The organism is Lysinibacillus fusiformis (assembly GCF_003049525.1).
In the GTDB taxonomy this organism is placed as follows: Bacteria; Bacillota; Bacilli; order Bacillales_A; family Planococcaceae; genus Lysinibacillus; species Lysinibacillus fusiformis.
Genome location: NZ_PYWL01000007.1, coordinates 118,317 through 140,704 on the forward strand (window position 1 = coordinate 118,317; position 22,388 = coordinate 140,704).

Below are 22,388 nucleotides of genomic sequence, written 5' to 3' on the forward strand. Positions count from 1 at the left end.
GAAGTAGTTTTATTACTACTCTCTTCAGCCTTTATTATAGGTTGATTTTAATGGTATAGCGTAGGATTAAATAAAGAAACCTTTTTAGTTATTGGCTGAATTGAATAGTGCTAGCATTTTTTTTAATAAGCTGTTGAAATAGATATGAACAAAAAAAGGTAACAGCAGTTATTTAGACAGTCCCTTTAAAAATAAAAACAAAGCTACCCCATATAAACACTTTCACAAGTATCTGGTGCAGGTTCATAGAAGCAATGGTTTTTAAATTGACCTGTGAATGGTTGGCCATACCATGTTGGGGGACATGGGGCGTATGGGTTGAAGTACCAAAGGGCGTATTTGGCTGGGTGCTGACGCCAGAAGTCTAAGTTCTGTTTGGCTAATCTTTTTTCTGTTTCTCTTGCACGTTGGTAAAACATATTGCCCTTTTGGACGGCTTCGAACGAATAGTTTCCTCCTTGTACTTGATAAATGACTTGCTCGATAGTTCTCACGTCGTTGAAGTCCAAGCAAGATGCGACAGCTCGATTGACAATCACATTGCCCACGTATAACATGCCTTGCTGTCCTTCACCTTCAGCCTCAGCTCGCATCATCCTTGCCATTAAAGCAACGTCTGCATCGCGGTATTTTACTCTTGGCATTTTTACCACCTCCACCATATAGTATGAAAATGATCGAGGCGAATGTCACTTTATCCTGAAAATCACCTATTTTTCTATGTAGAAGCAAAGAAAACACTCCATCCGTGCTGCAAAATAATAGAGCAGGATGGCGTGTTTTATTATAAATTCCTTTTGAAATAAGGTGTTTTTTTCAGTACGACACATACGGGGATAGCGATAATTAGGCCAACAACGTTTTGAATAATATCACCTGGAATGGATGCTAACGGTGCAATCCAGCTATTGAACATAATCGCTTGCCCGATATAATAGACGGCAATCATTACGGGCATGGATACTACAGCCCCTAAAATGTTTAAACCAATATGGTCGCCTTTATATCCCTTTGACCAAGCAATTTTACCAACGATAAAGCCTTGTAATGCGCGTGAAATAATAGTAGTGGGTGCCCAAATTAACCAGCCACCTACGATATCGAATAAGCCCATTCCGATGGCTCCAGCAAGTGCCCCCTTTTTAGGTCCAAATAAAATGGCTGAGATGAATAGCATGGACGTCCCTAAGTGAATCAGTCCACCTTGACCAAATGGTAGTTTAAGATTAATAAACATGGTAGCAACGAAAACAAGTGCCGCTAAAATGGCTGTAATGACTAAATCAAATGTTTTCGTGCGTGGTCTTGTATAGGATGATCTTTGTATATTTTGCATCTTTATCTTCCTCACTATGATGAATATTTTGATGATTTTTACTTTAGCAAAGGACTGACTGTTATAAAAGTGTCAATTTTATAAAATAGTTAGAGGTCAGTAGGAGGATATTTTCGCATCTTTCTAATTGTGATACGATGAGGTGAGTATAAACAGGATGAGTTAGGTGGAATGTATGATGAAAAAAGTGGCTGTAATTCAGGATATGTCATCCTTTGGGAAGTGCTCGCTAACGGCTGCCATCTCTGTATTATCTGTGATGGGCGTGCAGGCTGTGCCATTGCCAACTGCCATTCTAACGGCACAAACAGGGTATTCGAGCTTTTATTGTGAGGATTTAACCTCAAAAATGGACTACTTTGTGGATGAGTGGAGCAAACTTGGGGCTAGCTTTGACGGTATTCACACGGGCTTTGTCACAGGTAAAGAGCAAATCGATAATATTTTCCGTTTTTTAGGCGTGTTTCACTCAACGGATACGACCTTGCTAGTTGATCCTGTAATGGGTGATCACGGTGAGGTATATAAAATGTTTACGGGCGACTTACTGGAACGGATGAAGGAGCTAGTAAAGTGTGCAGATATTATTACGCCTAATGTGACGGAATGTTGTTTGCTCACAGGCTTGTCATTTGAGAGGTTGCAAAGCTATCAGCATGAAAGAGATTATATTCAGGCACTAGAAGAGGCGGGGCAGCAGCTCCAGCAGGCCACAGGGGCACATGTCATTATTACTGGCTTAAATCCACCTGTAGTGGAGAGCAAGCGTTATGTCGGGAATATGTTTATCGATGCGAACCGTTCTTTCCATAGCATTCGTGACTATAATGGTGAAAGCTACTCGGGCACGGGTGATTTATTTGCATCTGTTATTATGGGCGGTATGATGCGTGGGCAGGATTTAGTGGAGTCCATGAAGCTAGCAGAATCGTTTTTAGCGGCTGCTATTGAGGCGACATCCAAGGAGCAAGTGCCTCGTGAGGCAGGCGTTCATTTTGAACAGTTTTTACGGCTGTTAGTTTAGAAAGTTTTTACCGTTTTCAAACATTGTTCGTCGATTAGTAAAAAGGGGAGGAGAAAATATATGGAAATTAGGTTATTAACAGCACAAGATGCTGAGGCATATCGTCAATTAAGATTAGAGGGATTACAAACAAATCCTGAGGCATTTGGTTCAAGTTTTGAAGAGGAAAGAGATATGGCGCTTGAGTTGTTTGCAAGTAGACTGGAAGCACAAGGTTCATTTACTTTCGGAGCATTTGATCAGGATGAATTGTTTGGGGTTGCTACATTGGTGCAGGAAAGCAAAATGAAGCTAAAGCATAAGGCGAGTATTTTTGCCGTGTATGTGTCTCCGGAAAAACGAGGGCTTAGCTTAGGTAAACGTTTAATGCAAGCAATAATCAAGCAAGGGAAACAATTAGCAGATGTAGAGCAAATTAATTTAACCGTAGTATCTTCTAATGAATCGGCAAAAGGACTATACACATCATTAGGTTTTCAAATATTTGGGACAGAGAAGAGAGCTTTAAAAATAGCCCAGCAATGCTTTGATGAAGATTATATGGTTCTATATGTAAAGCCTTTGAAGTAATCAAATCTTCAAAGGCTTTTATACGAACTTCAATATAACAATAAAATAAAAATAGTAATGACCGCAAAAGAAAATGCTAATAAACAGCTAACCATGCTTACTTTCTTTGTCAGTAACCATATGCTTAGTGCAACAATAATAATTGATAATGGGAGTATCAGCCAAAATACAAGATTGCCCAAGTATTCAATTTGAATGGGGAATGAATCATAAAAGTAATTATAAGTAATGCCTAGCATGAAAAAAATGGTCATGGCTATATCGGCTGATACCATTGTATTGTGAGTAATCATAATCCCCTCCCATCTCAGAAATATTTATTTTTACATATATTGTATGCACGAGTAGTGCGAAATCACACGGCAGCATTCATTAAAAGAATGTTGCCGTGTTTTTTTACTATTCCTCATTTTTATTTAACCTTCTTATGATGACAGCTTCTAAATTTTCCATTTTCTTTTCAAATCGCACAAAGAGATAGATGGTGATGGCAATTGGGAATCCTGAATTACCAATTAGGTTTATCCACATTTGAATATTTTCGGGTGTTAGCATGACATCTTCCTCCTTCACCAATATTGTGTCTTACGTATGTAAAAGTGATTTTAAGTGACATAAAATCAATATGATTTTGATTTTTAAGAACATTTGTTCTTATTTTGGTTTATAATAGATAGATGATAGTCACTTTATTTAGCAAGAAGGCGTATAGATAGGAGTGATGATGATGAAAAACGATAACTACAAGATCGAAGAGTTTTTTTACAGAAATATGGAACAGATAAAAAATCCAATTATCAAAAGCTTTTTGGCTAATGCTAAAAATCTTTATTTAGTTGAAAAAGCGATTTTATATCCAACCGATTGTAATATGAAAAGGGTTGATGAGACGTTTCAATTACATTATATAAATGTTCAAAAAATAAAATATGTCAGTAATTTAATTTATTTCTATAGCTTGGATTTTGATAAAAAAAGGAGAAGATTGCACGACCGTTTTTTATTAATTGTAGACGATGGACTATTTGAGACTGGGATGATGAGAAAGGACGAAATCATTCAAGAAGGATTACTAGAGGCTGTTGAAAATGAAGAGCTATTTCAATCCTTGAAAGGCTTAACGGATAAGCAGCTTCAAATTTTAGAAATGATTTATGTGAAAGATTATTCGATAAAGGCGATTGCTGAAACATTACAAACAACACCCCAAAATATATCGAATCTTCATCGCAAGGCATTACAAAAACTACAACAAAAGCTTCGTAAAGAGGAGGGATAACGGATGGACAGGGAAAATAACTATAATGAGGAGTCACTTCTATTCATCGAGAATTTTTCACCTAAAATTAAACAATGTCTCCATCAGACAAGCTATCAGGAAAGAGAAGACTTAGAACAGGAGATTAAATTAAAGATTATTGAAAAACTTGCAACGAAGGAATTTATCAATACTCCTAGCTTTTGGGATTTCTTCACATAAGCCAAAAAAAGAGCAATTATCCTTGTTCTCGGACAATTGCTCTTTCTTCATTAACCCTTTAAGAAATCCGGTTCAGCAAAGCTTGGGTTTGGATATGTGTAGAATCCTTCACCTGTTGCACGACCGAGCTTACCTTTTTCGATATACTCTGTTTTCAGTAGGTTGGCTAGCTTTTTCATGTTTTCATCACCAGTAGCCATTGCTTTTGCTTCAACAATATTATAAGCAGTGTTGATACCTACGATGTCTAAGATGGCAAATGGACCAAGTGGTGCGCCTGTGCCAATCATCCATGTTTTATCGATTGTTTCTGGATCTGCCACTTCTTTTACTAATAAAGATTCAGCGGCATCTAAAAATGGTACGAGCAATGAGTTTAAAATATAGCCAGGTTGCTCTTTATATAATGGTAGTGGAACCATGCCGATTGCACGTGCAAATGCAACAACCTCATCGAATACTTTCATATCTGTGCCTGGGTGTTTCATAATTTCAGCTGTGTTGTTTTTCCAAATAGTATTGGCAAAGTGTAGCGCTAAAAACTTCTCAGGACGGCCCGTTGCTTCTGCAAATTGGCTAGGTAATAAAGTAGATGAGTTAGTAGCAAAAATTGTTTTTGCAGGTGCTACTTTGCCAAGGCTCGTATAAAATTCTGTTTTAATTTGGACAACTTCAGGGATTGCTTCAATTACAAGATCAGCATCGGCAACAGCTTGTGCTAAGTCGCTTTTAAATGTTAGTCGAGCATAGGCAGCATCTACTTCTTCTTGTGTAGCTCCTAAGTCTTGTTGATAAAGTGGTTTCAATTTTGTAATACGATCCTGTGCATTTTTCAACGCCTCGTCGTTAATATCGTAAATGGTTACTTGAAAACCTTTAAAAGCAGATTGATAAGCAATTTGACTTCCTAACACACCGCTACCTGCGACCGTAATGTTTTGATAATTCATCGAAATTCCTCCTTTGAAATTGTTACATTAATATAATAGTGTGGATATGTAAAAAATCCTTCGTTACAACTACATACTACTTCTTTAGATAATAAAAAATCAAATGATAGCCTCTATTATTATAATGATATAAAGTTTGTGGGACGGCTCCTTTTCAAGTATGTACCCAAAATCGACTAAACATAACTGTAGAAATAAAAAAGAACAGCAACTAAGCTGTCCATGTCTTAACCATAATTCACTGTTGTAAACATCCCCCCAACACCAGGAGCCCCATTATTGGTAACGTGATGGGGCATATGACAATGGAGAGGCCAAATACCAGGATTATTGGCGAGAAATTCTATATCCCACGTTTCGCCAGATGCCACAAGAATAGTGTTTTTGGCAATTTGTGTATGACGAGCAATCGGAAAGCCATCTGCGCCAACAACATGAAATTGATGACCGTGTAAATGGATGGGATGGTGATGCATTTGAATATTGCCAAAACGAATTTTAACGGTATCACCGAAATTTACGGGGAAGGATTTGGTGGATGGATAGCATTTCCCATTCATTGTAAAAAAATTAAATTCTGGTTTCTTAAAATTTAAAGGATACGTACCCTTTGTAAGAGTTCCCCAAGGCAATTGATGAACTGCCCATTCCTGTAATAAACATAAATAATCTTTATGCTGTGGTAGGTTCTGTTTGCTCGGATCTTCAACAATAAATCCTCCCAATAGCCCAGCATTATCTTGCACAGCTACATTGACATGAGAATGATACATATACGTCCCAGGTGGATTTTTTATCGTAAAGTGATAATCAAAATAATGCCCTGGTTCAATAAAAGGTGATGGTTCAATAGGTGGTACACCATCCATAGCATTCGGCACGATTAAGCCATGCCAATGTACACTTGTTTTTTCAGGTAACCGATTAATAACCCGAATACAAATAGGATCCCCAGGAAAAACGCGAATGGTCGGACCAGGCGTAGAACCATTGTAGCCCCATGCCTGAATAAATATCCCATCTACGAGCTCCCACGTTATTTCCTCTGCAATCAAGGTGAAAAACTTTGTTCCATCCACTTGAACCCTATAAGGCAAATCTGAAATACCAGGGGTAATAACCATTTAGCACCCTCCTGAAAGCTTGATTGCTACTATTGTATGTGGATGGTGATGACATATAGGACCAGTTGCTTTATACCTAATTATTCATATTTATTACATTAGTAGCATATATAGGGGAGTCATGTTTTGTAAATGACCCATCATATACTTAAATCCATAAAAATTTATCTTGTTTCCTCTTTGGTCTTTGTTGTAAGTGAAAAAAAGAGTAGTTCTAATATAATAGGACAAAAATAGGTCTTTTATATAATTATTATAGAATTTACATTTTTTTATAGAAATGCTAACTATTGATTTAGTACACTGAATTTATACATCGAAGGAGGAAATAGTAATGAAAAAAATTATGTTAGCGGGAGCACTAAGTATTGTATGTTTTACAGGAGGACTAGGCGGACAGGCATATGCACAGGAAGCAGTAGGTGTTGCAAATAGTATTCATCAAAAGCAAACTGTTGCAGCTACTGATCAATTACAGGCGATGTCCTATCAGGATATTTATAAAATATTGTTGCTATCTAAAGTAGGCTTTGAAAATAATGAGGTCACAATCGTTACAACGAAAACAAATATAACCGTGAAAATTTCACTAGATGCGATTCTTCAATCCTATAAAGATGGTACAAACCTTTATCCAGAAGGAGAAAAAGAGTTTAAGGAAAACTTTGAAGAAATTAAGAAGGCATTCGGTAATGCAATTCAAATTAAAATTACGCAAACTGGAAATGGCTTTAAGAGTGAAATCTATACAGCAAATAAATGGGAAGTAATTAGTGCGGCAGATTTAAATGAAATGTTGCTAGTATTTGCTCGTGCAGATGTGGAGTTAAAGCCAGGTGGGTACTTCAAGGATGCAATTGGACATTGGGCGGAGAGTTATATTCAATTACTCTATCAAGCAGATATTATTAATGGCTCATCTGCCACAACATTTAATCCAAATGGGCAAGTGACTCGTGGAGAATTGGCAGCAATTATTTTCAGAGCATCGGGCTTAAATGTAAATGAAGATTATGAAGGACCAGCTACATATACGGACCTTAATGGTTTTTGGGGTGCGAAGGAAGTAGCCATTTTAGAAGAGTATGGCTTAATTGATATTTACGATGGTAGTCAATTCGAGCCAAAAAAACCTGTTACACGTGAGGAAATGGCATATGTGACAGCAAGATATTTACAAGCCATGGAAGTGGATCTTTCTCAAGTAAGCAGCAACAATACATTTACAGATAAAAATCAAATGCGCAAGGAAACAGTAGAGGCTATTGGCTTATTGCAGCAATTAGGCATTTTAAATGGTACGAATGGTAAGTTTAATCCGAAAGGAAATCTTACTCGTGCAGAGGTTTCAAAAATTCTTACACTTACTTTAATGAAATTAAGTGACGAGGAATAAAAAGAACAAGCAATCCACTTTATGCTGGTGGATTGCTTGTTCTTTGTCTTTTTTCTCTTACAACTCGTAGCTTATTCAACTAGTGTATGGAAAATATAGCTTAGCATATAGCCTAAAATGAGATACATAAAAAAAGCTTTGAACGAGACATACTTAAGTTGATGTAAAATGAATTCAGAAATGCTGGCTGTGGCAATCAAACCTATAGAAATGCCCATTAAGATACCCTGTGCCTTTTCGGGTAAGGCCCAATATTGCCCAAACCAAATAAAAATACTGAAGAAAATAGAAAAGATAAAGAAATAAATAAAAAGTCTCCATAGTCTTTCGCCTTGAGCAATGAGTGCGGTTGATAGAGCAAAACCTTCAGGAACATGGTGAAGAATAATGGAGGCTGTGAGAGAAATACTTAGTGCTGCATTGCCAAGTAAATTACCGACAGTAAGACTAATCGGTATAGTATGAATAATCATGGCAAGGGTTAGTAGAGAGACAGAGGGATTTTGCGCATGAGAAGCATGAAATAAAGTATCTAATAGTTGGAAAATGAAATAGCCAATAAAAATCCCAAGTATAATTCCGAATGATTGATAGATTTGAAATGAAGAAGGAATAATATCTAGAACGAGTAAGCCTACTAAAAAACCTCCGCATAATAATGACAGCCCTTGAGTTGTATGTTGAAATAGCTTAGAGAAAATCCAGGCAATTGCGCCACCTATGCTCACACTGAAAAATAGAAATCCACCAAGTATCATTGCACTCACCTGTAAAATCCCCCGCCTCATCATAAACTTAAAGTCGTTTTTCCAAATATATGCTATGTAAAGTTGAATATGCTTGTAGCAAACTTTCTTGACATGGAATGCCAGCTTTATGTAGGAAAATGGCGAACATATTAAATTGACTGAAAATTAGTTTAATTCTATACTTTTTAATAGAAAGATTATATTCATCGATTTAGCTCATAGGGGAGGAATGGTTGAATGAAGTGGGATGCAAGTTTTGATGTAATTGTAGTAGGCTCTGGAGCAGCGGGATTGACAGCAGGTTTAACAGCAAAATTACAAGGATTAAAATCAGTAGTGATTGAAAAAACAGATCGTTACGGGGGTGCTTCTGCAATTTCTGGTGGCGCCTTATGGATTCCCAATAATCATGTTATTAAAGGTGAAGGTGTCCCAGATTCACATGAACTCGCACGCCAATATTTAGATTCCACAATAGGTGATCGTGTGCCTGAAGCGTTAAAGGAAGCTTATATTACAAGAGGGCCAGAAATGTTGCGATTTTTATACAATAAAACGAATCATATGCGCTTCCGATATGCCAAGGGCTATTCCGATTATTATCCTGAAAAATTGGGCGGTTTGTCGCAGGGACGCTCCATTGAACCTCTTATTTTCGATTTAACAAAAATGGGCTCACTGGCCGATCATATGCGTCGAGCAACTTTATCCACCAAAGGCTTTACGATGAATAGTTACGAGTTTCATAAGGTCAATATGATGACGCGAACATTCAAAGGGAAAACGACTGCGTTGAAATTAGGAATGCGTTTAGTGAAATCCAAGGTGACCAAGAGCGAGCCCGTAGCGCTAGGTGAAGCATTAGTGGCACGTCTACGATTATCACTTGCTGAAGCAAATGGAGAGCTTTGGTTATCAACGGCCTTTAAAGATTTCATCATGAATAATGGAAGAGTTGTTGGGGTGATAGTTGAACGTAATGGACAAGAGCAGCGGATAGAGGCAAAGCGAGGCGTTGTTTTGTCATCAGGTGGCTTTTCACATAATCAGGCACTGCGTGAAAAATATTTGCCTGCTCCTACTAATGCTGCGTGGACTTCTTCGCCTATGGGGCAAACAGGCGATATCATAGCACCTAGTGTGAAAATTGGAGCTACTCTCGATTTAATGGATAAGGTATGGGGAGCACCATCTGTTATTGATCCACAAGGACAACCATTCTTCCTTGTGGCTGATCGGGGCGTTCCAAATATGATGGTAATAGATAGTGCAGGGCAACGTTTTGTCAATGAAGCAGCACCCTATCATGAGTTTGTAGATACAATGTACAAGCATCAGGAGGAGACGAAACAGGCTGTACCTTCCTGGATTCTTATTGATGCTGCTGCTAAAAGTCGTTATATTTTTACAGGACTGTTTCCAGGACAAGCATTTCCAAAAAGCTGGTATGACCATGGGATCGTGAAAAGTGCCGAAACGATTGACGATCTTGCGAGGCAAATGGATGTGCCAGTAGAAAGCTTAGTAGAAACGGTAGATCGTTTTAACACCTTTGCACAGAATGGTCATGATGATGACTTTTATCGGGGCGATAGTGCTTACGATAATTACTACGGAGACCCGACATTACCGAACCCTAATTTAGCAGAGTTCAAGAAAGCTCCATTTTATGCTGTGCGTCTTTATCCGGGAGATATTGGTACAAAGGGTGGATTAGTAGTGGATGAACTTGCTCGTGTTGTGAAAAAGGATGGCCAACCAATAGAAGGTTTGTATGCATCAGGTAATTGCTCGGCGTCTATTATGGGAGAAACCTATCCTGGACCAGGCGCAACGATTGGACCTGGCATGACACTTAGCTATGTAGCAACGACTCATATGGCCCATGCCGTAAACAAAATAGAGGAGCCACTTTTAAAGGTATAGTGTGGACGAAACCAAAACCCTTCCTATTCAATTGAATGGGGAGGGTTTCACGTTGATGGACTATTCCTGTTCTAATACTTTCTTGCTAGGAATATAGTGGCTACTAAATAAGGGATGATGATAACGGAAAAGGGAGCGATTCAGTGCGTTGCTAGATTATAAAATAATCACTTCAATGGAAACGTTAGAGCCCTATCGAAGGACTTGGTCAGGTATACTCGAACGAGAAAAAAATAATAACCCTTTTATTGAATACGAATGGGTGACAACATGGTGGGCAACGCTTGGTATACACGACAACGTAGAAATAGTTATAGTCGAACATCAAGGTAAAGCAGTGGCATTTTTTCCGTTAGTTCATTCTGTGGGGTTTGGTAAAATTCATCACTTTGGTTTTTTAGGACAAGGGTATGCGACTTATATGGAAGTGATAGCAGAGAAGCAATGGCTGGAGCGGGCTATTCATTATATATTAAAGGTGTTCATGCAAAAATATAAGCGTTATTTGCTCGCATTTCATGGTCTAATTGAAAGTAAAGATACTTCCCAACAGCTTGAGAAATATGCGATAGAATACCAAATGCCTTATTCCATATTTCGAACCGTCACATCATTTATAGATTTTCAATCGATGACACTTAATGATTTTTTGAAAAAGCATCGTAAGACGTTTAAAAGTATTAAGCGTTATGAAAAGAAATTAAAACTACTTGGGCACGTCGAATTTCAGGATGTTGGCGTCAGTCATTTTCATGAAATGTTTACGCTATTTACGCGAAGATGGCGCAAGAAATTGGACAAAAGCAGATTTACCGAAGCACAGACTCGATTGTTTTATGAACGTTTGGCTAATGTCTCTAATGAAGCATTTAGAGTCGAGGTTGATAGCTTGCAATTTGAAGGGCATTGGATTGGTTTTACTATTGATTTATGCTGTAGAGATCGTAATTTTTGTCAGGCTATGGGCCATGAGCCTGATTTCAATAGGTTTGGCCCCGGCAGTTTAATAGAAAAGGAAAATATGCTTAAGGCACGAGATTTAGGCTTCCATTACTATGATTTTGGTAGTGGCTATGAGCCCTATAAGTTTCAATGGTATACCGATATTGATTTTACACGAAAATTTATTATGAGTACGAAAGGCAAAACGGAGCGCTTTATTCGGTCATGGATGGTATTACGAGATCGGTTAAAAGGGAAATTAACAAGCAATCACCAGCTTGTGAAATGGAAGAGAGACAGGTTAGGGGAATTATTGTATTTTCTAAAGCATGCTCGAATAAGACAATGGTTCCGAGTAATAAAAGGAGCCCTTCATCGATTCTTAGCTATTCATATAGTAGACATCTATATCGCGGAGCAAAAACAAGATCAAGGATATAGGCCCTTTCAAGAGCTACAAATGAAGGATATTATGACGATGAATGAGCGGCCTGCTTATATAGCGCATTTTTATAAGGGAGATCAATTTTTTGGTGATGGAGATCAAATCGTCTATAGAAGGCACGATCAAATAGCACGCGAAGAAGAGAGTGGCTATACGTATGAGCTATCTGCCAATATGTCTTTTATTCGAGAATATGACACTCAGCTATTAGAGGCAATAGTTGTGGAAGTGCAGCGTGAAGGGCGATCCGTCTGTACGTTAGTTCCATGGTATGAGCGGCGCAGACGACGAAAGCTGAAGCATGCAGGATTTCATAAAGTGGCTCAAATTAACATCGTGAGGTTGTTCAATTGGCGAAAAGAATTTCATTTATAAACAGTAAACCCTCAGTGTTTTCAACTGAGGGTTGTAGTTTAGACATTTTAGTGAATGAGGTTAAAAATGGATACCAGGTTTATCGATTAGCTTACAACCTGTCCCATATTTTGCTTTTAAAGCACCTTTGAATTGAGTTTGCTCTAACTCAGGGAATGTTTGTTTCCACAGTTCAAAGACATTATGACTGGAAGCTTTTCCATCCTTTGTAAGTCGCGCAATATGGAAGCCGTATTCATCATTACAACGAGCTAAAGGACGATTTTCACGTACCGTAATAATGCGACCACTTACTGTCATTTTATATAGATCTTCATAGCCTGCAATCGCACGGCTCTCTTCTGTTTCATCAACGACTACTGCTACTTTTTCTGTCTCATCAACGACTACTTCTTCTACCTCTGATGCTACAGCTTTCTCTTCGACTGACACTTCGTTTTCAGATGCTTGCGTTTCGGCAACGTTGTTTTGAGTTGGAAGCTGTTCTACAATGACAAAATCCTTATTCGATGCTTTATCACTCATAGTTGCCATAACGTTCATAATAGAACCAACATAACGTAATGGCTTCTCTTTTCCTTCTTCAAAAACAAAAATATTATAATCGGTTTTATTCATCTTTTTCATAATAATATTACCTGTTGTAGTAGTAAAACCGATAAACTTGTTCTTTTTAAGTGCCTGTATTGCTTCTTGCTTTGTTAAAATCATTTTAAAATCTCCTAAAGAATTATTTATTCTATTCTACCATAAAATTTGTCACATTGTTTTTTGTAAAATAATAGTTAGTTTTTGTTTGGTAAAGTAAAATATTCCTATTTTAAAACGGTACGCTTATTCGAGCATACTCTTTAGAATGTGGTAGAGTTAGAGACAGCCGTATCGAAAGTGGATGCGCTATTATCGTTCAAGCGTCTTGCTTATCTTTATTGACGGATAACGGCTCGTCTTCTTTCATGGTTATATGTACGTAAAGGAGGATATAAAATGGTTCAGCATAAATTTACAATGGACTTAACTTGGTCGGATGGAAGAAATGGTACGGGAACGATCAATGCTAGCAATCTGAAAACGCAAATTTCTATTCCTCAGGAGATGGATGGACCAGGCATTGGTACCAATCCAGATGAAATGTTATTAGGGGCTTCAGCGACTTGTTATTTAATTACATTAGCTGCTCTTCTCGAAAGATCTGATGTGGCTGTACACGATTTATTCCTACAGTCTGAAGGGTATGTCAGTGTAGTAAATGGTGTTTTTACGTACGAAAAAATTGTTCATAAGCCTACAATAGTATTGGACAATTTAACAGAAAAACTTGAAACGAAAATTGCTCGCTTCGCACAAAAAGCGGAACAAACATGTATGATTAGCAAGGCATTAAAAGGCAATGTAGTAATCGAATGTGATGCCCAAATTTTAGGAGCGTGCATATAATAAGAAAAAAGGAGTTATTCAGCAAGTGCCGCTGTTATAACTCCTTTTTTTCATCTAGAAGCACTTTTCTTAAAATAGTTCTAGAAATGTTCAAAATGAATATATAGTGTTAAGTAGTAAAAAAATGCAAAGGATGGTGAAGTGCACGTTCCGACAACTAAGAATCTCACATTCTATGGTCAGTATGGCAAAAGAATATTTGATATTATCGGGGCATTATTATTACTTTTTATGACAATTCCTCTAATGCTAGCTGTATTCCTCATTTTACTCATCTCAACGGGTCGCCCCATTTTTTTTAAACAAATACGAACTGGCCTCGATCATCACCGCTTTGTTATTTGGAAGCTACGCACAATGTGTATACAGGCAGTTCCAGTCAATATGCCAGCTATATGTACCAATGGTATTCCCGACGACTATTTTTTTAAAGTAGAGCAGGATACACGGATTACCAAAGTAGGTGCTGTCCTTCGAAAGCTAAGTATTGATGAAATTCCTCAGTTGTTAAATGTATTAAAAGGAGAAATGAGCATTGTGGGGCCTCGTCCGGAGGTTCCAACCATAACAAATGCCTATAACAATTTACAGGCCAGGAGACTAGAGGTAAAACCAGGTTTAACAGGTCTTGCCCAGATTAACGGCCGTTCTAATATTTCCCATGGACAAAAAATTTCATATGACATTGAATATGTGGATCATTACTCCTTTTGGATGGATGTCCAAATTGTTTTGAAAACTCTTTATGTAGTAGTAGCAAGAACGGGTGCCTATTAAATGATGGGGAGTGGCCGTACTGAAAATTGTTCAGCTCATTACACGAATGGATAAAATCGGTGGAGCGCAAAAGCATGTGGAATCTTTAGCGATCCAGCTCAAGCAAGATGGTCATGAAGTGACTGTCGTGACAGGCTCCTATCAGCCATCCCTTTGGCGCTTACAAGAGGAAAAAATTTCAGTTATTCCTATTCCAGCTATGCAACGTGCTATTCATCTAACAAAGGATTTCCAAGCATTTTTACAAGTAAGAACCGTCTTCAAAAGCATACAACCTGATGTGGTTGCCACACATTCCTCCAAGGCAGGTGTGATAGGTCGTATAGTGGGAAGTTTACTGCGTATCCCAACTGTTTTTACCGCACATAGTTGGAGCTTTACAGAAGGTGTTCCTCAAAAGAAACAGGTGCTTTATTATCGAATGGAAAAATCAGTTCAACGATTCACCACAAAAATTATAACGGTATCTGATTATGATCGGGAGCTAGCCCTCATGAAAAAGGTTGCTCCAGCTCATAAACTGCTAACTATTCATAATGGTATTGCCCCAATAGACAGTCATTCATCAACAGAAAAGACCTATATGGAGCAGCCAGTCATAGTGATGGTTGCTCGTTTTGAAGTGCCAAAAAGACAGGATCTATTGCTGGAGGTATTAGCAGAACTGACAGATGTTCCATGGCAGCTTCAATTGATTGGAGATGGTTCTCTACGGCCAGCTTTAGAAGAATTTGTTGCACAGCATAATTTAACAGATCGCATAACATTTTTGGGGGATCAATTCGACGTACACAGCTATTTGGAGAAAAGTGATGTGTTTGTTTTGTTGTCAGATTGGGAGGGTTTGCCCATCTCTATTATTGAAGCGATGCGTATAGGTCTCCCTATAGTTGCAACAAATGTTGGTGGTGTTAAAGAGTTAGTGGTGGATCATGACAATGGTTTTTTAGTGGAGCGTGAGGATAAAGAATTATTGAAGCAGAGGCTCCACCATTTATTAATGGATGCTACCTTAAGTAAAAAAATGGGTAATGCGAGTGAACGACGTTACTTACAGCATTTTACGTTTACTCCGATGTATCAAAAAACATTAATGGTCTATCAGCAAGCTGTTTCAGAACTCGTAAAGAAAGGGGATTGAATTGCAATTAATACGTATTAGAACAGATGATGAGCTCATGTGGTACAAGGAAATTTGGGATGGCATTTTAGAGGAAGAGGACAATGATAATCCATTTATTGAATTTGCTTGGTTTTATATTTGGTGGCAAATAGTAGGGCGTAAAGAACGAGTAGAGCTCTTCGCTGTGGAACATGAAGGAATCATTTTGGCCTTTTTCCCCTTTACGGTGACTAGTCGATGGGGGATTAGGGTGTATACCTTCGCAGGTGAAAGTATTGCCAATTATACAGGGGTTGTTGCCAAAAAAGAATGGTTAATGGACACAACGACCTTTGTGTTCGATGAGCTTCTTAAAAAACATCGGCACGTCATTTTTTCACTGCACGGCTTATTGGAAAGTAAAGAGTCTACTAAAGTCATCGAACAATATTTCGTGGAAAGACAGTTACGAATAAGTATGTTCCGTGTGGTCACTCCATATCTCGCTTTTTCCGAGGTAGACTTTCCTCAACATTTCCAGCAACGCCGAAAAATGCATGGTGTCGATCGTCGGGAAAGAAAGCTCCGGAAGCTAGGCACATTAACAAGAAGAGTCCCTGCACAGGACGAGCTATGGCAAATGTTTCGATTATTTGATCGACGATGGGCAAAAAAACTGGATACGAGTGACTTTACAAAAGGGAAGAAAAGAGATTTTTTTGAGCGCTTAACAATGCTTCATGGGGAGGCGCTACAAGTAGAGGTCGATGCACTTGTCTTTGAAAATCAGTGGATTGCTTTCACATATGGACTTTATTGTCGTGGACGCTATGTAACCTATGCGCTTGCTCACGAACCGACATTTAATGTATTTGGTCCGGGACGTATAGTCAATCAGGAATCTATTCAGCGAACATTCGCGGCTAATTATCGCCTATTTGATATGAGTATTGGCTATGAGCCTTACAAATTTGATTGGCGTACGAATATCGATTTTACTAGACGAATGCTTGCCAGTAGCGGTACGAGACGTGCGAGGCTAGTGACAGGTTTATTGCTACTAAAGGAGCGGCTTAAGGAATATGTAAAAAGTAATCAGCGATTTGTAGATTGGAAGCGTAACAAACTTGGACGATTCCGCTATTTAGTAAAGTATGGAAAGCTTAAAGATTGGCTAGAATATGGACAACAATTCGTAGATAGGTTTATTCGTTTGAAGCAAGTGGAGCTCTATGAATTATCTCCAGCAGAGGATGTGTCACCACAGCAACCTGTGGGCAACTTATTTGAGGAAATGACTATTCAGGAAGCGATGCAGCTTGATCAGGAAGAAGTCATTGCTCTCTATTATAAAGGATACATCGTTTATAAGGATTCCTTTGCGGAAACAAATAAACCAGCATTCGCGTTACACGCTACAAATTGGCGTGTCGATTCACTGCAAATAGTAGAAGCGTTACCGAAGCAAACTTATTTTTTAGACTATGATATGTTCAAGCAAATCGATATTATCACGGCCTATTTCAGAAAAATCAAACCTGGACAAACACTGTGGGTAACGGCAAGCTTTTGGCAATGGCGAAAACGAAAGCGCTTAGCACAGCTCGGCTATAAACCTATTACTCGAATGAAACATTATAAAGTAGCTCGTTTTGAGCGACAACATGTACAAAAAAATACGGAGAGTGGGGGCGATGTTCATTCTGTCCATTAAAAGTAAGCGGTGGAATATTGCGATGCAGCATTTTTATTTTCTAGAAAAGCCAGCCAATGTTCGAAAATCCATGAAAGTAATAGGCTATACAAATTCTCTTGTCCCAAGTCGAAAGCTTGTTAAAAGTGAAACGATTCATATCGATCTTCAAGGGCATGAGCTGTCATTGTACTTAGCACTTTCTGAAGGAAACCGTAAAATATTACGACGCGCACATAAAGAATATTATCAAGTTATTTTATATAAAGAACCTTCTGTCGAAAACTTACGAACTTTTCAGCAATTTTATAATCATTTTGCTAAAAGAAAAAAGCTTGAGGGTATGGGTAAATCTCAAATGGATACGATCATGCTTCTCAACAAACAGGGAGCATTATTATTATCTGAAATTCAAAGTATTTGTGGACAAACATTAAGCTATCGACTGGATATTGTACATGAGAATAAAGCAATGTCTTATTATGAAGCAACTTGTGCGGCATCAGCCATATCTCCACATTTAAAGAGACCACACCGCTATGCCAATCGTTTTTTAATCTGGCATAATCTTCTTCATTTTAAGGAGCAAGGTTTTGTTTTATATGATATGGGTGAATTAACCGATAATCGGAATGTACGTGCATTCAAACTAAGCTTTGGTGGACAGGTTGTCAATGTTTACTCAGGCTACATTACCCAATCAAAAATACGCGCACTGCTACTAGGCGTGCAAAAATGGAGGAAGTAGCAACATGAATGGTGGGGGTCTCGTTATTTCATTAGATTTTGAGCTGAAGTGGGGCGTCCATGATGTATTTCGATATGGACAATACAATAAAAACCTATATGGTGTACGAAAAGCCTTGCCCGGCATACTTGCGTTATTTGAGCAATATGACATTCATGCAACTTGGGCGACAGTCGGACTCTTGTTTGCAGAATCAAAGGCTGAAATGGCTCATTATTTACGAGGTATCCCTGTTAAGTATGACAATATGCGCTATGCAGCACATAGCCAGCTAGCTAAAGTAGGCGAAAACGAACAAGAGGACCTCTTACATTTTGGTAAATCTTTAATAGAGGAGATTAAACGTACACCACATCAGGAAATAGGTAGCCATACCTTTTCTCATTATTATTGCTTGGAAAAAGGTCAAACAGAAGCTGCCTTTTATGCAGATTTAGACGCGACAAAGACCATAAGCGAGGGTTATATTTCGCCAATGAAGTCCATGGTTTTTCCAAGAAATCAAGTGAATAAGGACTATTTTAAAGCATGTGTAGAAGCGGGCTATGTTTGTTACAGAGGAACTGAAAATCATCCATTGTATGATGCTCAAAAGTTTACGAAAAAAGGTAGACTTTTGGGAGCGAAAAAATGGCTTGATAGCTATATCAATCTTACTGGCCATCATATGGCAACGTTGGAGGAAATGCGGGGCGAGCAACTGATTAATATTCGTTCAAGTGCCTTTTTAAGACCCTATTTTCGTCCATTTCACGTATTCGAGGGCTCAAAGGTAAAACGCATAAAGGAAAGTATGCTCGAGGCTGCAAAGGCCGAGGCTTTTTATCATTTATGGTGGCATCCTCATAATTTTGGGAAGAATACAGCTAAAAATTTAGCCATGCTAGAGGAGCTATTACGTTATTTTCAAGAATTACGTAGTCAATACAATTTTCAAAGCTATTCCATGTATGAGGTAGCTGAACTTTGTGAAAATCACTTCAAACAACAAAAGTAGCATCGCCAACTCATAGTGAAATTTGAAGCAAACTGATTTCTAGTTTGCTTTTTTGTGTTTTCCATAGAAAATTTAAAAGAAAAGAGGAAAAGAGAAAAACAATGACGAAGATGAATGTACGAATGGTACTATTAGATAGAGAGAAGATTGGGTAGGACATTTGAGGGACATGTGAAAAAATATAGGTTAATTTAACTTGAATAGAAAAGATATAAAGGTGGTAGATGTATATGTTTATAGAACCGGAATGCCAATGGAAGCAAGAGAATGGATCGGCCATGCATCAATGGATTAAGCAGCAAACAAACCCAAACCCAAATGATGTGGATATAGTTGTGTATGGAGCTCTGTTATCGTATGCAGGAGAAGCATCTGCAAAAGCGCAATATCCAACTGCGTTTCGTAAAGTATGGCCTAGCTTCCAATCATATAACTTAGATGAGCAAATAAATTTACGTGCACTATCAGTCGTTGATATTGGCGATGTGGCGATTCATGAACAAGATAGAATGCTTTCTGAATCTGCGATCGAGGCGGCGGCAGAAAATTTAAGTATAGCTTTTCAAAAAAGCTTTACTTGCTTGATTGGGGGAGACCATGCCATTACCGCATGTTCATTAAAAGGAATAAAAAATGCCTTTCCGCAGGACCGTATTGGCATCATTCAAATTGACACACACTTAGATGCAAGAAACCAAGAGGAAATTGGGCTGGCTCAAGATTCTCCGATCCATCAATTGATTGCCTCAGGGATTGTGGAAGGGAGACATATCTATAATGTCGGATTGCATGGTTTTTTCAATTCCCCGGAAATGATTCATTATGCAAGAGAACAGGGCATTCATATGATTACATTAAAGCAAATGCGCCGTGATGGTATTCAGCTCACAATACGTGAAATGTTACGTCAGCTTATGTATGAGGTTGATCGAATTTATGTTTCAGTGGATCTAGATGCACTTGATATTATGTTTGCACGAGATGTCCCCGCTGCCACACCAGGTGGTCTAACAGCCTATGAATTATTTGATATCCTCAAACTTATAGGTGAAAATGAAGGGGTTCGCCATATTGATTTTGTTTATGCAGATCCTAAGGAAGGAACGCTGCGTCCAGAAACCGTTAAAATTGGTGTAACGGCATTTTTACAATGGCTAACAGGTATTCAGCTAGATCATCGCAATCGCATCTCAAAAAAAGGAAAAGTGACGTTGTAAGTAAGCATATTGCCGTGTATTGACAATGCTCATTGTTGAAAGTTTGTTATACTATTCAATAGGTATCAAAAATTTATACAAACTTGTACGGTTATGGAGAGGAAATTTATAATGACAACAAAACCAAAGCTACTGATTGTTGACGGTATGGCATTGTTATTCCGTTCATTTTTCGCTTCGGCTGCCATGGGTCACTTTATTCGCTTGGCGGATGGGACACCAACGAATGGAGCACAAGGCTTTGTACGACATGTACTAACTGCGCAATCTTTAATGAAGCCAACACATATGGCAGTTTGCTGGGATATGGGGGCGCATACATTCCGCAATGATTTATTTGATGGCTATAAAGCAAATCGCCCAGCGCCACCGGAGGAAATGTTGCCTCAATTTGATATGGCAAAAAATTTATCCCTACAAATGGGCTGGCAGAATTTTGGTGTGAAGGGCATGGAGGCTGATGATTTAATTGGCTCTATGATTACCAAATGGCAGGACGAGGCTGAAATTACTGTGATTAGTGGAGATAAAGATTTACTTCAACTTTTGAGACCCTCTACAGAGATTGCCTTTATGAAAAAGGGCTACACAGAATATGATATTTATACACATGGACGTTTTAAAGAGGAGTATAGTATTGAGCCCGCGCAGTTTGCACAAGTAAAGGCTTTTATGGGAGATACAAGTGATGGTTATCCAGGCGTTAAAGGTATTGGTCCTAAGCAAGCACTCACATTAATTCAAACATATGGCTCGATTGATAGTGTACTAGCGTCGCTCGGTGAATTAAAGCCTGGTCAACGAACTAAAATCCAAGACCATATAGATATGCTGAAATTATCGCATGAGCTCGCAACGATTCAAACCGATGTGCCTATTGAAGCAGACCTTACAAGTCTCATATTACCAAACTATGAGCCGCACATATTTAAAGAGATCGAAGAGAGTGGCTACACGCTTATTGCCAAGCATGCCCGTTCTTTGTATTCGCTTATTTAATCAATCATCGCAGAGTATAGTCATATGCTCTGCTTTTTTATGGTAAGGAGAAGAATAGAGAGCAAATAGTAGGCGATTCGATATTTGCTCTAGTGAGGGGCCATTTTTACAAAGGACAATACTTTTTCGTTGTGTTGATAGAGTGCCTGACGAATGATGCTGTCACGATTTGCTGTACCGTTATCATGAAAAATTAAGTTTAACTGATCATTTCTAATGTCATAGCCAATTAGCGGTACCCAATGATAGGCGAAAGTAGAGGTTTGATCTCGCCAACGAAAACTAAAATAACGATCAAAGCGCATAGCAACAGGACGCCCTGCATCAATTTCCTGTAAAGCTTCTTTTAATGAACAAGTACGAACATCCCATGATGGATATAATCGGCGTAAATTGCGAATCAAACGCCATTTGAACAAACCAATTTTTGTACTACCAAGCTGTTTATAAAGCTCATTAATCGAAGGAGCAGTTCCATTCAAATAATTTAACATAACGTGTATGGTAGTAGGGCCACAAGCAGAATTACGATAGTTAGCTGCAATCGAAGCATCGTATTGTGATTTTCCGAGTAGCCCCAATTGTTGGCGCATAATGGTATCTCCTTTCAAAAAGAGCTGCATTTCATGAAGAAATGCAGCTCTCATTATTGTTATTGTTGAGCAGATAAAAATTCAGTTACTTGTTGAGGTGTTTTTGCATTGGCACTGTGTAAGTGAGCAAGCTTTTCACCGTTTTGGAAAATTAATAAACTTGGGATGCCCATTACATCATATTTGTCTGCAATTTCTGGAAGCTCGTCACGGTTTAGCTCATACCAATCAAATTGGTTATACTCTTCAATGATTGGATCGATGAACATGTTCATACGAGTACAGTCTGGGCACCAGCCAGCGTAAAATTTCACTAGTACTTTTTGGTTGCCATTGATTAATTCATTAAATTGTTCTGCAGTAGTAATTGTTTTCATTAAGTATTCACTCTCCTTGCTTACCATTCTACACATTTTTCGCGTAACCTGAAAGTTTTCTGTTTGGCTGTAGTCATCGCTACTTATTGTCTTCTTTTAGCTCGTAAACGACAAAAAAAGATGTATATTGC

At 38.4% G+C, this 22,388-nt stretch carries 25 protein-coding genes; 15 read left to right on the forward strand and 10 right to left on the reverse strand.

Annotated features, from left to right (window positions below):
• Positions 1-203: 203 nt before the first annotated feature.
• A complete protein-coding gene (locus C9J29_RS16185; RefSeq protein ID WP_025116607.1) occupies positions 204-644 on the reverse strand; it encodes a cell wall hydrolase in 441 nt (146 codons plus the stop codon).
• Between the two features lie 140 nt (positions 645-784).
• The gene (locus C9J29_RS16190; RefSeq protein ID WP_089986204.1) at positions 785-1,336 is read right to left on the reverse strand and encodes an ECF transporter S component; all 552 of its coding nucleotides are present in this window, start codon (positions 1,334-1,336) and stop codon (positions 785-787) included.
• 175 nt (positions 1,337-1,511) lie between these two features.
• On the opposite strand from C9J29_RS16190, the gene C9J29_RS16195 reads away from it, so the two are divergent.
• Together C9J29_RS16195 and C9J29_RS16200 are read left to right on the forward strand one after the other, a co-directional pair.
• On the forward strand, positions 1,512-2,360 hold the full coding sequence (locus tag C9J29_RS16195) for a pyridoxamine kinase (protein ID WP_174804720.1): 849 nt from the start codon (positions 1,512-1,514) through the stop codon (positions 2,358-2,360).
• Between the two features lie 60 nt (positions 2,361-2,420).
• Complete coding sequence (locus C9J29_RS16200; RefSeq protein ID WP_008179994.1) at positions 2,421-2,930, forward strand: GNAT family N-acetyltransferase; 510 nt, start codon at positions 2,421-2,423, stop codon at positions 2,928-2,930.
• 29 nt (positions 2,931-2,959) lie between these two features.
• Here the strand turns inward: C9J29_RS16200 and C9J29_RS16205 are convergent, their stop codons facing one another.
• Positions 2,960-3,223 carry a hypothetical protein gene (locus tag C9J29_RS16205; RefSeq protein ID WP_237068861.1) on the reverse strand — a complete coding sequence of 88 codons (264 nt, stop codon included), beginning with the start codon at positions 3,221-3,223 and terminating at the stop codon, positions 2,960-2,962.
• A gap of 106 nt (positions 3,224-3,329) precedes the next feature.
• Positions 3,330-3,485: a YvrJ family protein gene (locus C9J29_RS16210; RefSeq protein ID WP_081936992.1), complete on the reverse strand. Its 156-nt coding sequence runs from the start codon at positions 3,483-3,485 to the stop codon at positions 3,330-3,332.
• Between the two features lie 166 nt (positions 3,486-3,651).
• Here C9J29_RS16210 and C9J29_RS16215 point away from each other — a divergent pair, with 166 nt between their 5' ends.
• Both C9J29_RS16215 and C9J29_RS16220 read left to right on the forward strand, forming a co-directional pair.
• Positions 3,652-4,209 (forward strand): sigma-70 family RNA polymerase sigma factor, encoded by a 558-nt coding sequence (locus C9J29_RS16215; RefSeq protein ID WP_008179991.1) that lies wholly within the window; start codon positions 3,652-3,654, stop codon positions 4,207-4,209.
• A 3-nt stretch (positions 4,210-4,212) separates the two neighbouring features.
• The gene (locus tag C9J29_RS16220) at positions 4,213-4,410 is read left to right on the forward strand and encodes a hypothetical protein (protein WP_008179990.1); all 198 of its coding nucleotides are present in this window, start codon (positions 4,213-4,215) and stop codon (positions 4,408-4,410) included.
• A 50-nt stretch (positions 4,411-4,460) separates the two neighbouring features.
• Here C9J29_RS16220 and C9J29_RS16225 read toward each other — a convergent pair whose 3' ends face one another.
• Both C9J29_RS16225 and C9J29_RS16230 read right to left on the reverse strand, forming a co-directional pair.
• A complete protein-coding gene (locus tag C9J29_RS16225) occupies positions 4,461-5,360 on the reverse strand; it encodes a 3-hydroxyacyl-CoA dehydrogenase (protein ID WP_089986201.1) in 900 nt (299 codons plus the stop codon).
• Between the two features lie 227 nt (positions 5,361-5,587).
• Positions 5,588-6,484, reverse strand: coding sequence for a copper oxidase (locus C9J29_RS16230; protein ID WP_107922451.1), 897 nt, complete (start codon positions 6,482-6,484; stop codon positions 5,588-5,590).
• A gap of 334 nt (positions 6,485-6,818) precedes the next feature.
• On the opposite strand from C9J29_RS16230, the gene C9J29_RS16235 reads away from it, so the two are divergent.
• The gene (locus C9J29_RS16235) at positions 6,819-7,880 is read left to right on the forward strand and encodes an S-layer homology domain-containing protein (protein ID WP_089986199.1); all 1,062 of its coding nucleotides are present in this window, start codon (positions 6,819-6,821) and stop codon (positions 7,878-7,880) included.
• Between the two features lie 71 nt (positions 7,881-7,951).
• Here C9J29_RS16235 and C9J29_RS16240 read toward each other — a convergent pair whose 3' ends face one another.
• Positions 7,952-8,638: a ZIP family metal transporter gene (locus C9J29_RS16240; protein WP_233301568.1), complete on the reverse strand. Its 687-nt coding sequence runs from the start codon at positions 8,636-8,638 to the stop codon at positions 7,952-7,954.
• 228 nt (positions 8,639-8,866) lie between these two features.
• Between C9J29_RS16240 and C9J29_RS16245 the strand changes: the two genes are divergently transcribed.
• Positions 8,867-10,555: an FAD-dependent oxidoreductase gene (locus tag C9J29_RS16245; protein ID WP_107922452.1), complete on the forward strand. Its 1,689-nt coding sequence runs from the start codon at positions 8,867-8,869 to the stop codon at positions 10,553-10,555.
• Positions 10,556-10,703: 148 nt separating this feature from the next.
• A complete protein-coding gene (locus C9J29_RS16250; RefSeq protein ID WP_107922453.1) occupies positions 10,704-12,317 on the forward strand; it encodes a GNAT family N-acetyltransferase in 1,614 nt (537 codons plus the stop codon).
• 60 nt (positions 12,318-12,377) lie between these two features.
• On the opposite strand, the gene C9J29_RS16255 is transcribed toward C9J29_RS16250, so the two are convergent.
• Positions 12,378-13,028 carry a 3-ketosteroid-delta-1-dehydrogenase gene (locus C9J29_RS16255; RefSeq protein ID WP_107922454.1) on the reverse strand — a complete coding sequence of 217 codons (651 nt, stop codon included), beginning with the start codon at positions 13,026-13,028 and terminating at the stop codon, positions 12,378-12,380.
• Positions 13,029-13,304: 276 nt separating this feature from the next.
• Here C9J29_RS16255 and C9J29_RS16260 point away from each other — a divergent pair, with 276 nt between their 5' ends.
• The 8 genes from C9J29_RS16260 to C9J29_RS16295 all read left to right on the forward strand — a co-directional run bounded on the left by C9J29_RS16260 (position 13,305) and on the right by C9J29_RS16295 (position 21,287).
• Complete coding sequence (locus C9J29_RS16260) at positions 13,305-13,754, forward strand: SACOL1771 family peroxiredoxin (RefSeq protein ID WP_008179981.1); 450 nt, start codon at positions 13,305-13,307, stop codon at positions 13,752-13,754.
• 141 nt (positions 13,755-13,895) lie between these two features.
• A complete protein-coding gene (locus C9J29_RS16265; RefSeq protein WP_008179979.1) occupies positions 13,896-14,531 on the forward strand; it encodes a sugar transferase in 636 nt (211 codons plus the stop codon).
• Positions 14,532-14,541: 10 nt separating this feature from the next.
• Entirely contained in the window at positions 14,542-15,672 is a 1,131-nt protein-coding gene (locus C9J29_RS16270; protein WP_008179977.1) for a glycosyltransferase family 4 protein, read from the forward strand.
• Between the two features lies 1 nt (position 15,673).
• On the forward strand, positions 15,674-17,347 hold the full coding sequence (locus C9J29_RS16275) for a GNAT family N-acetyltransferase (protein ID WP_107922455.1): 1,674 nt from the start codon (positions 15,674-15,676) through the stop codon (positions 17,345-17,347).
• Complete coding sequence (locus C9J29_RS16280) at positions 17,328-18,074, forward strand: hypothetical protein (RefSeq protein WP_237068862.1); 747 nt, start codon at positions 17,328-17,330, stop codon at positions 18,072-18,074. The genes C9J29_RS16275 and C9J29_RS16280 overlap by 20 nt, the downstream gene beginning before the upstream one ends.
• Positions 18,075-18,078: 4 nt before the next feature.
• Entirely contained in the window at positions 18,079-19,071 is a 993-nt protein-coding gene (locus C9J29_RS16285) for a polysaccharide deacetylase family protein (RefSeq protein ID WP_090003084.1), read from the forward strand.
• A 224-nt stretch (positions 19,072-19,295) separates the two neighbouring features.
• The gene (locus C9J29_RS16290; protein ID WP_008179969.1) at positions 19,296-20,288 is read left to right on the forward strand and encodes an agmatinase family protein; all 993 of its coding nucleotides are present in this window, start codon (positions 19,296-19,298) and stop codon (positions 20,286-20,288) included.
• Positions 20,289-20,399: 111 nt separating this feature from the next.
• Complete coding sequence (locus C9J29_RS16295; RefSeq protein ID WP_008179968.1) at positions 20,400-21,287, forward strand: 5'-3' exonuclease; 888 nt, start codon at positions 20,400-20,402, stop codon at positions 21,285-21,287.
• An 89-nt stretch (positions 21,288-21,376) separates the two neighbouring features.
• On the opposite strand, the gene C9J29_RS16300 is transcribed toward C9J29_RS16295, so the two are convergent.
• The gene (locus C9J29_RS16300; protein ID WP_043990671.1) at positions 21,377-21,880 is read right to left on the reverse strand and encodes a C39 family peptidase; all 504 of its coding nucleotides are present in this window, start codon (positions 21,878-21,880) and stop codon (positions 21,377-21,379) included.
• A gap of 59 nt (positions 21,881-21,939) precedes the next feature.
• A complete protein-coding gene (locus C9J29_RS16305; RefSeq protein ID WP_083244814.1) occupies positions 21,940-22,284 on the reverse strand; it encodes a thioredoxin family protein in 345 nt (114 codons plus the stop codon).
• Between the last annotated feature and the right edge of the window lie 104 nt (positions 22,285-22,388).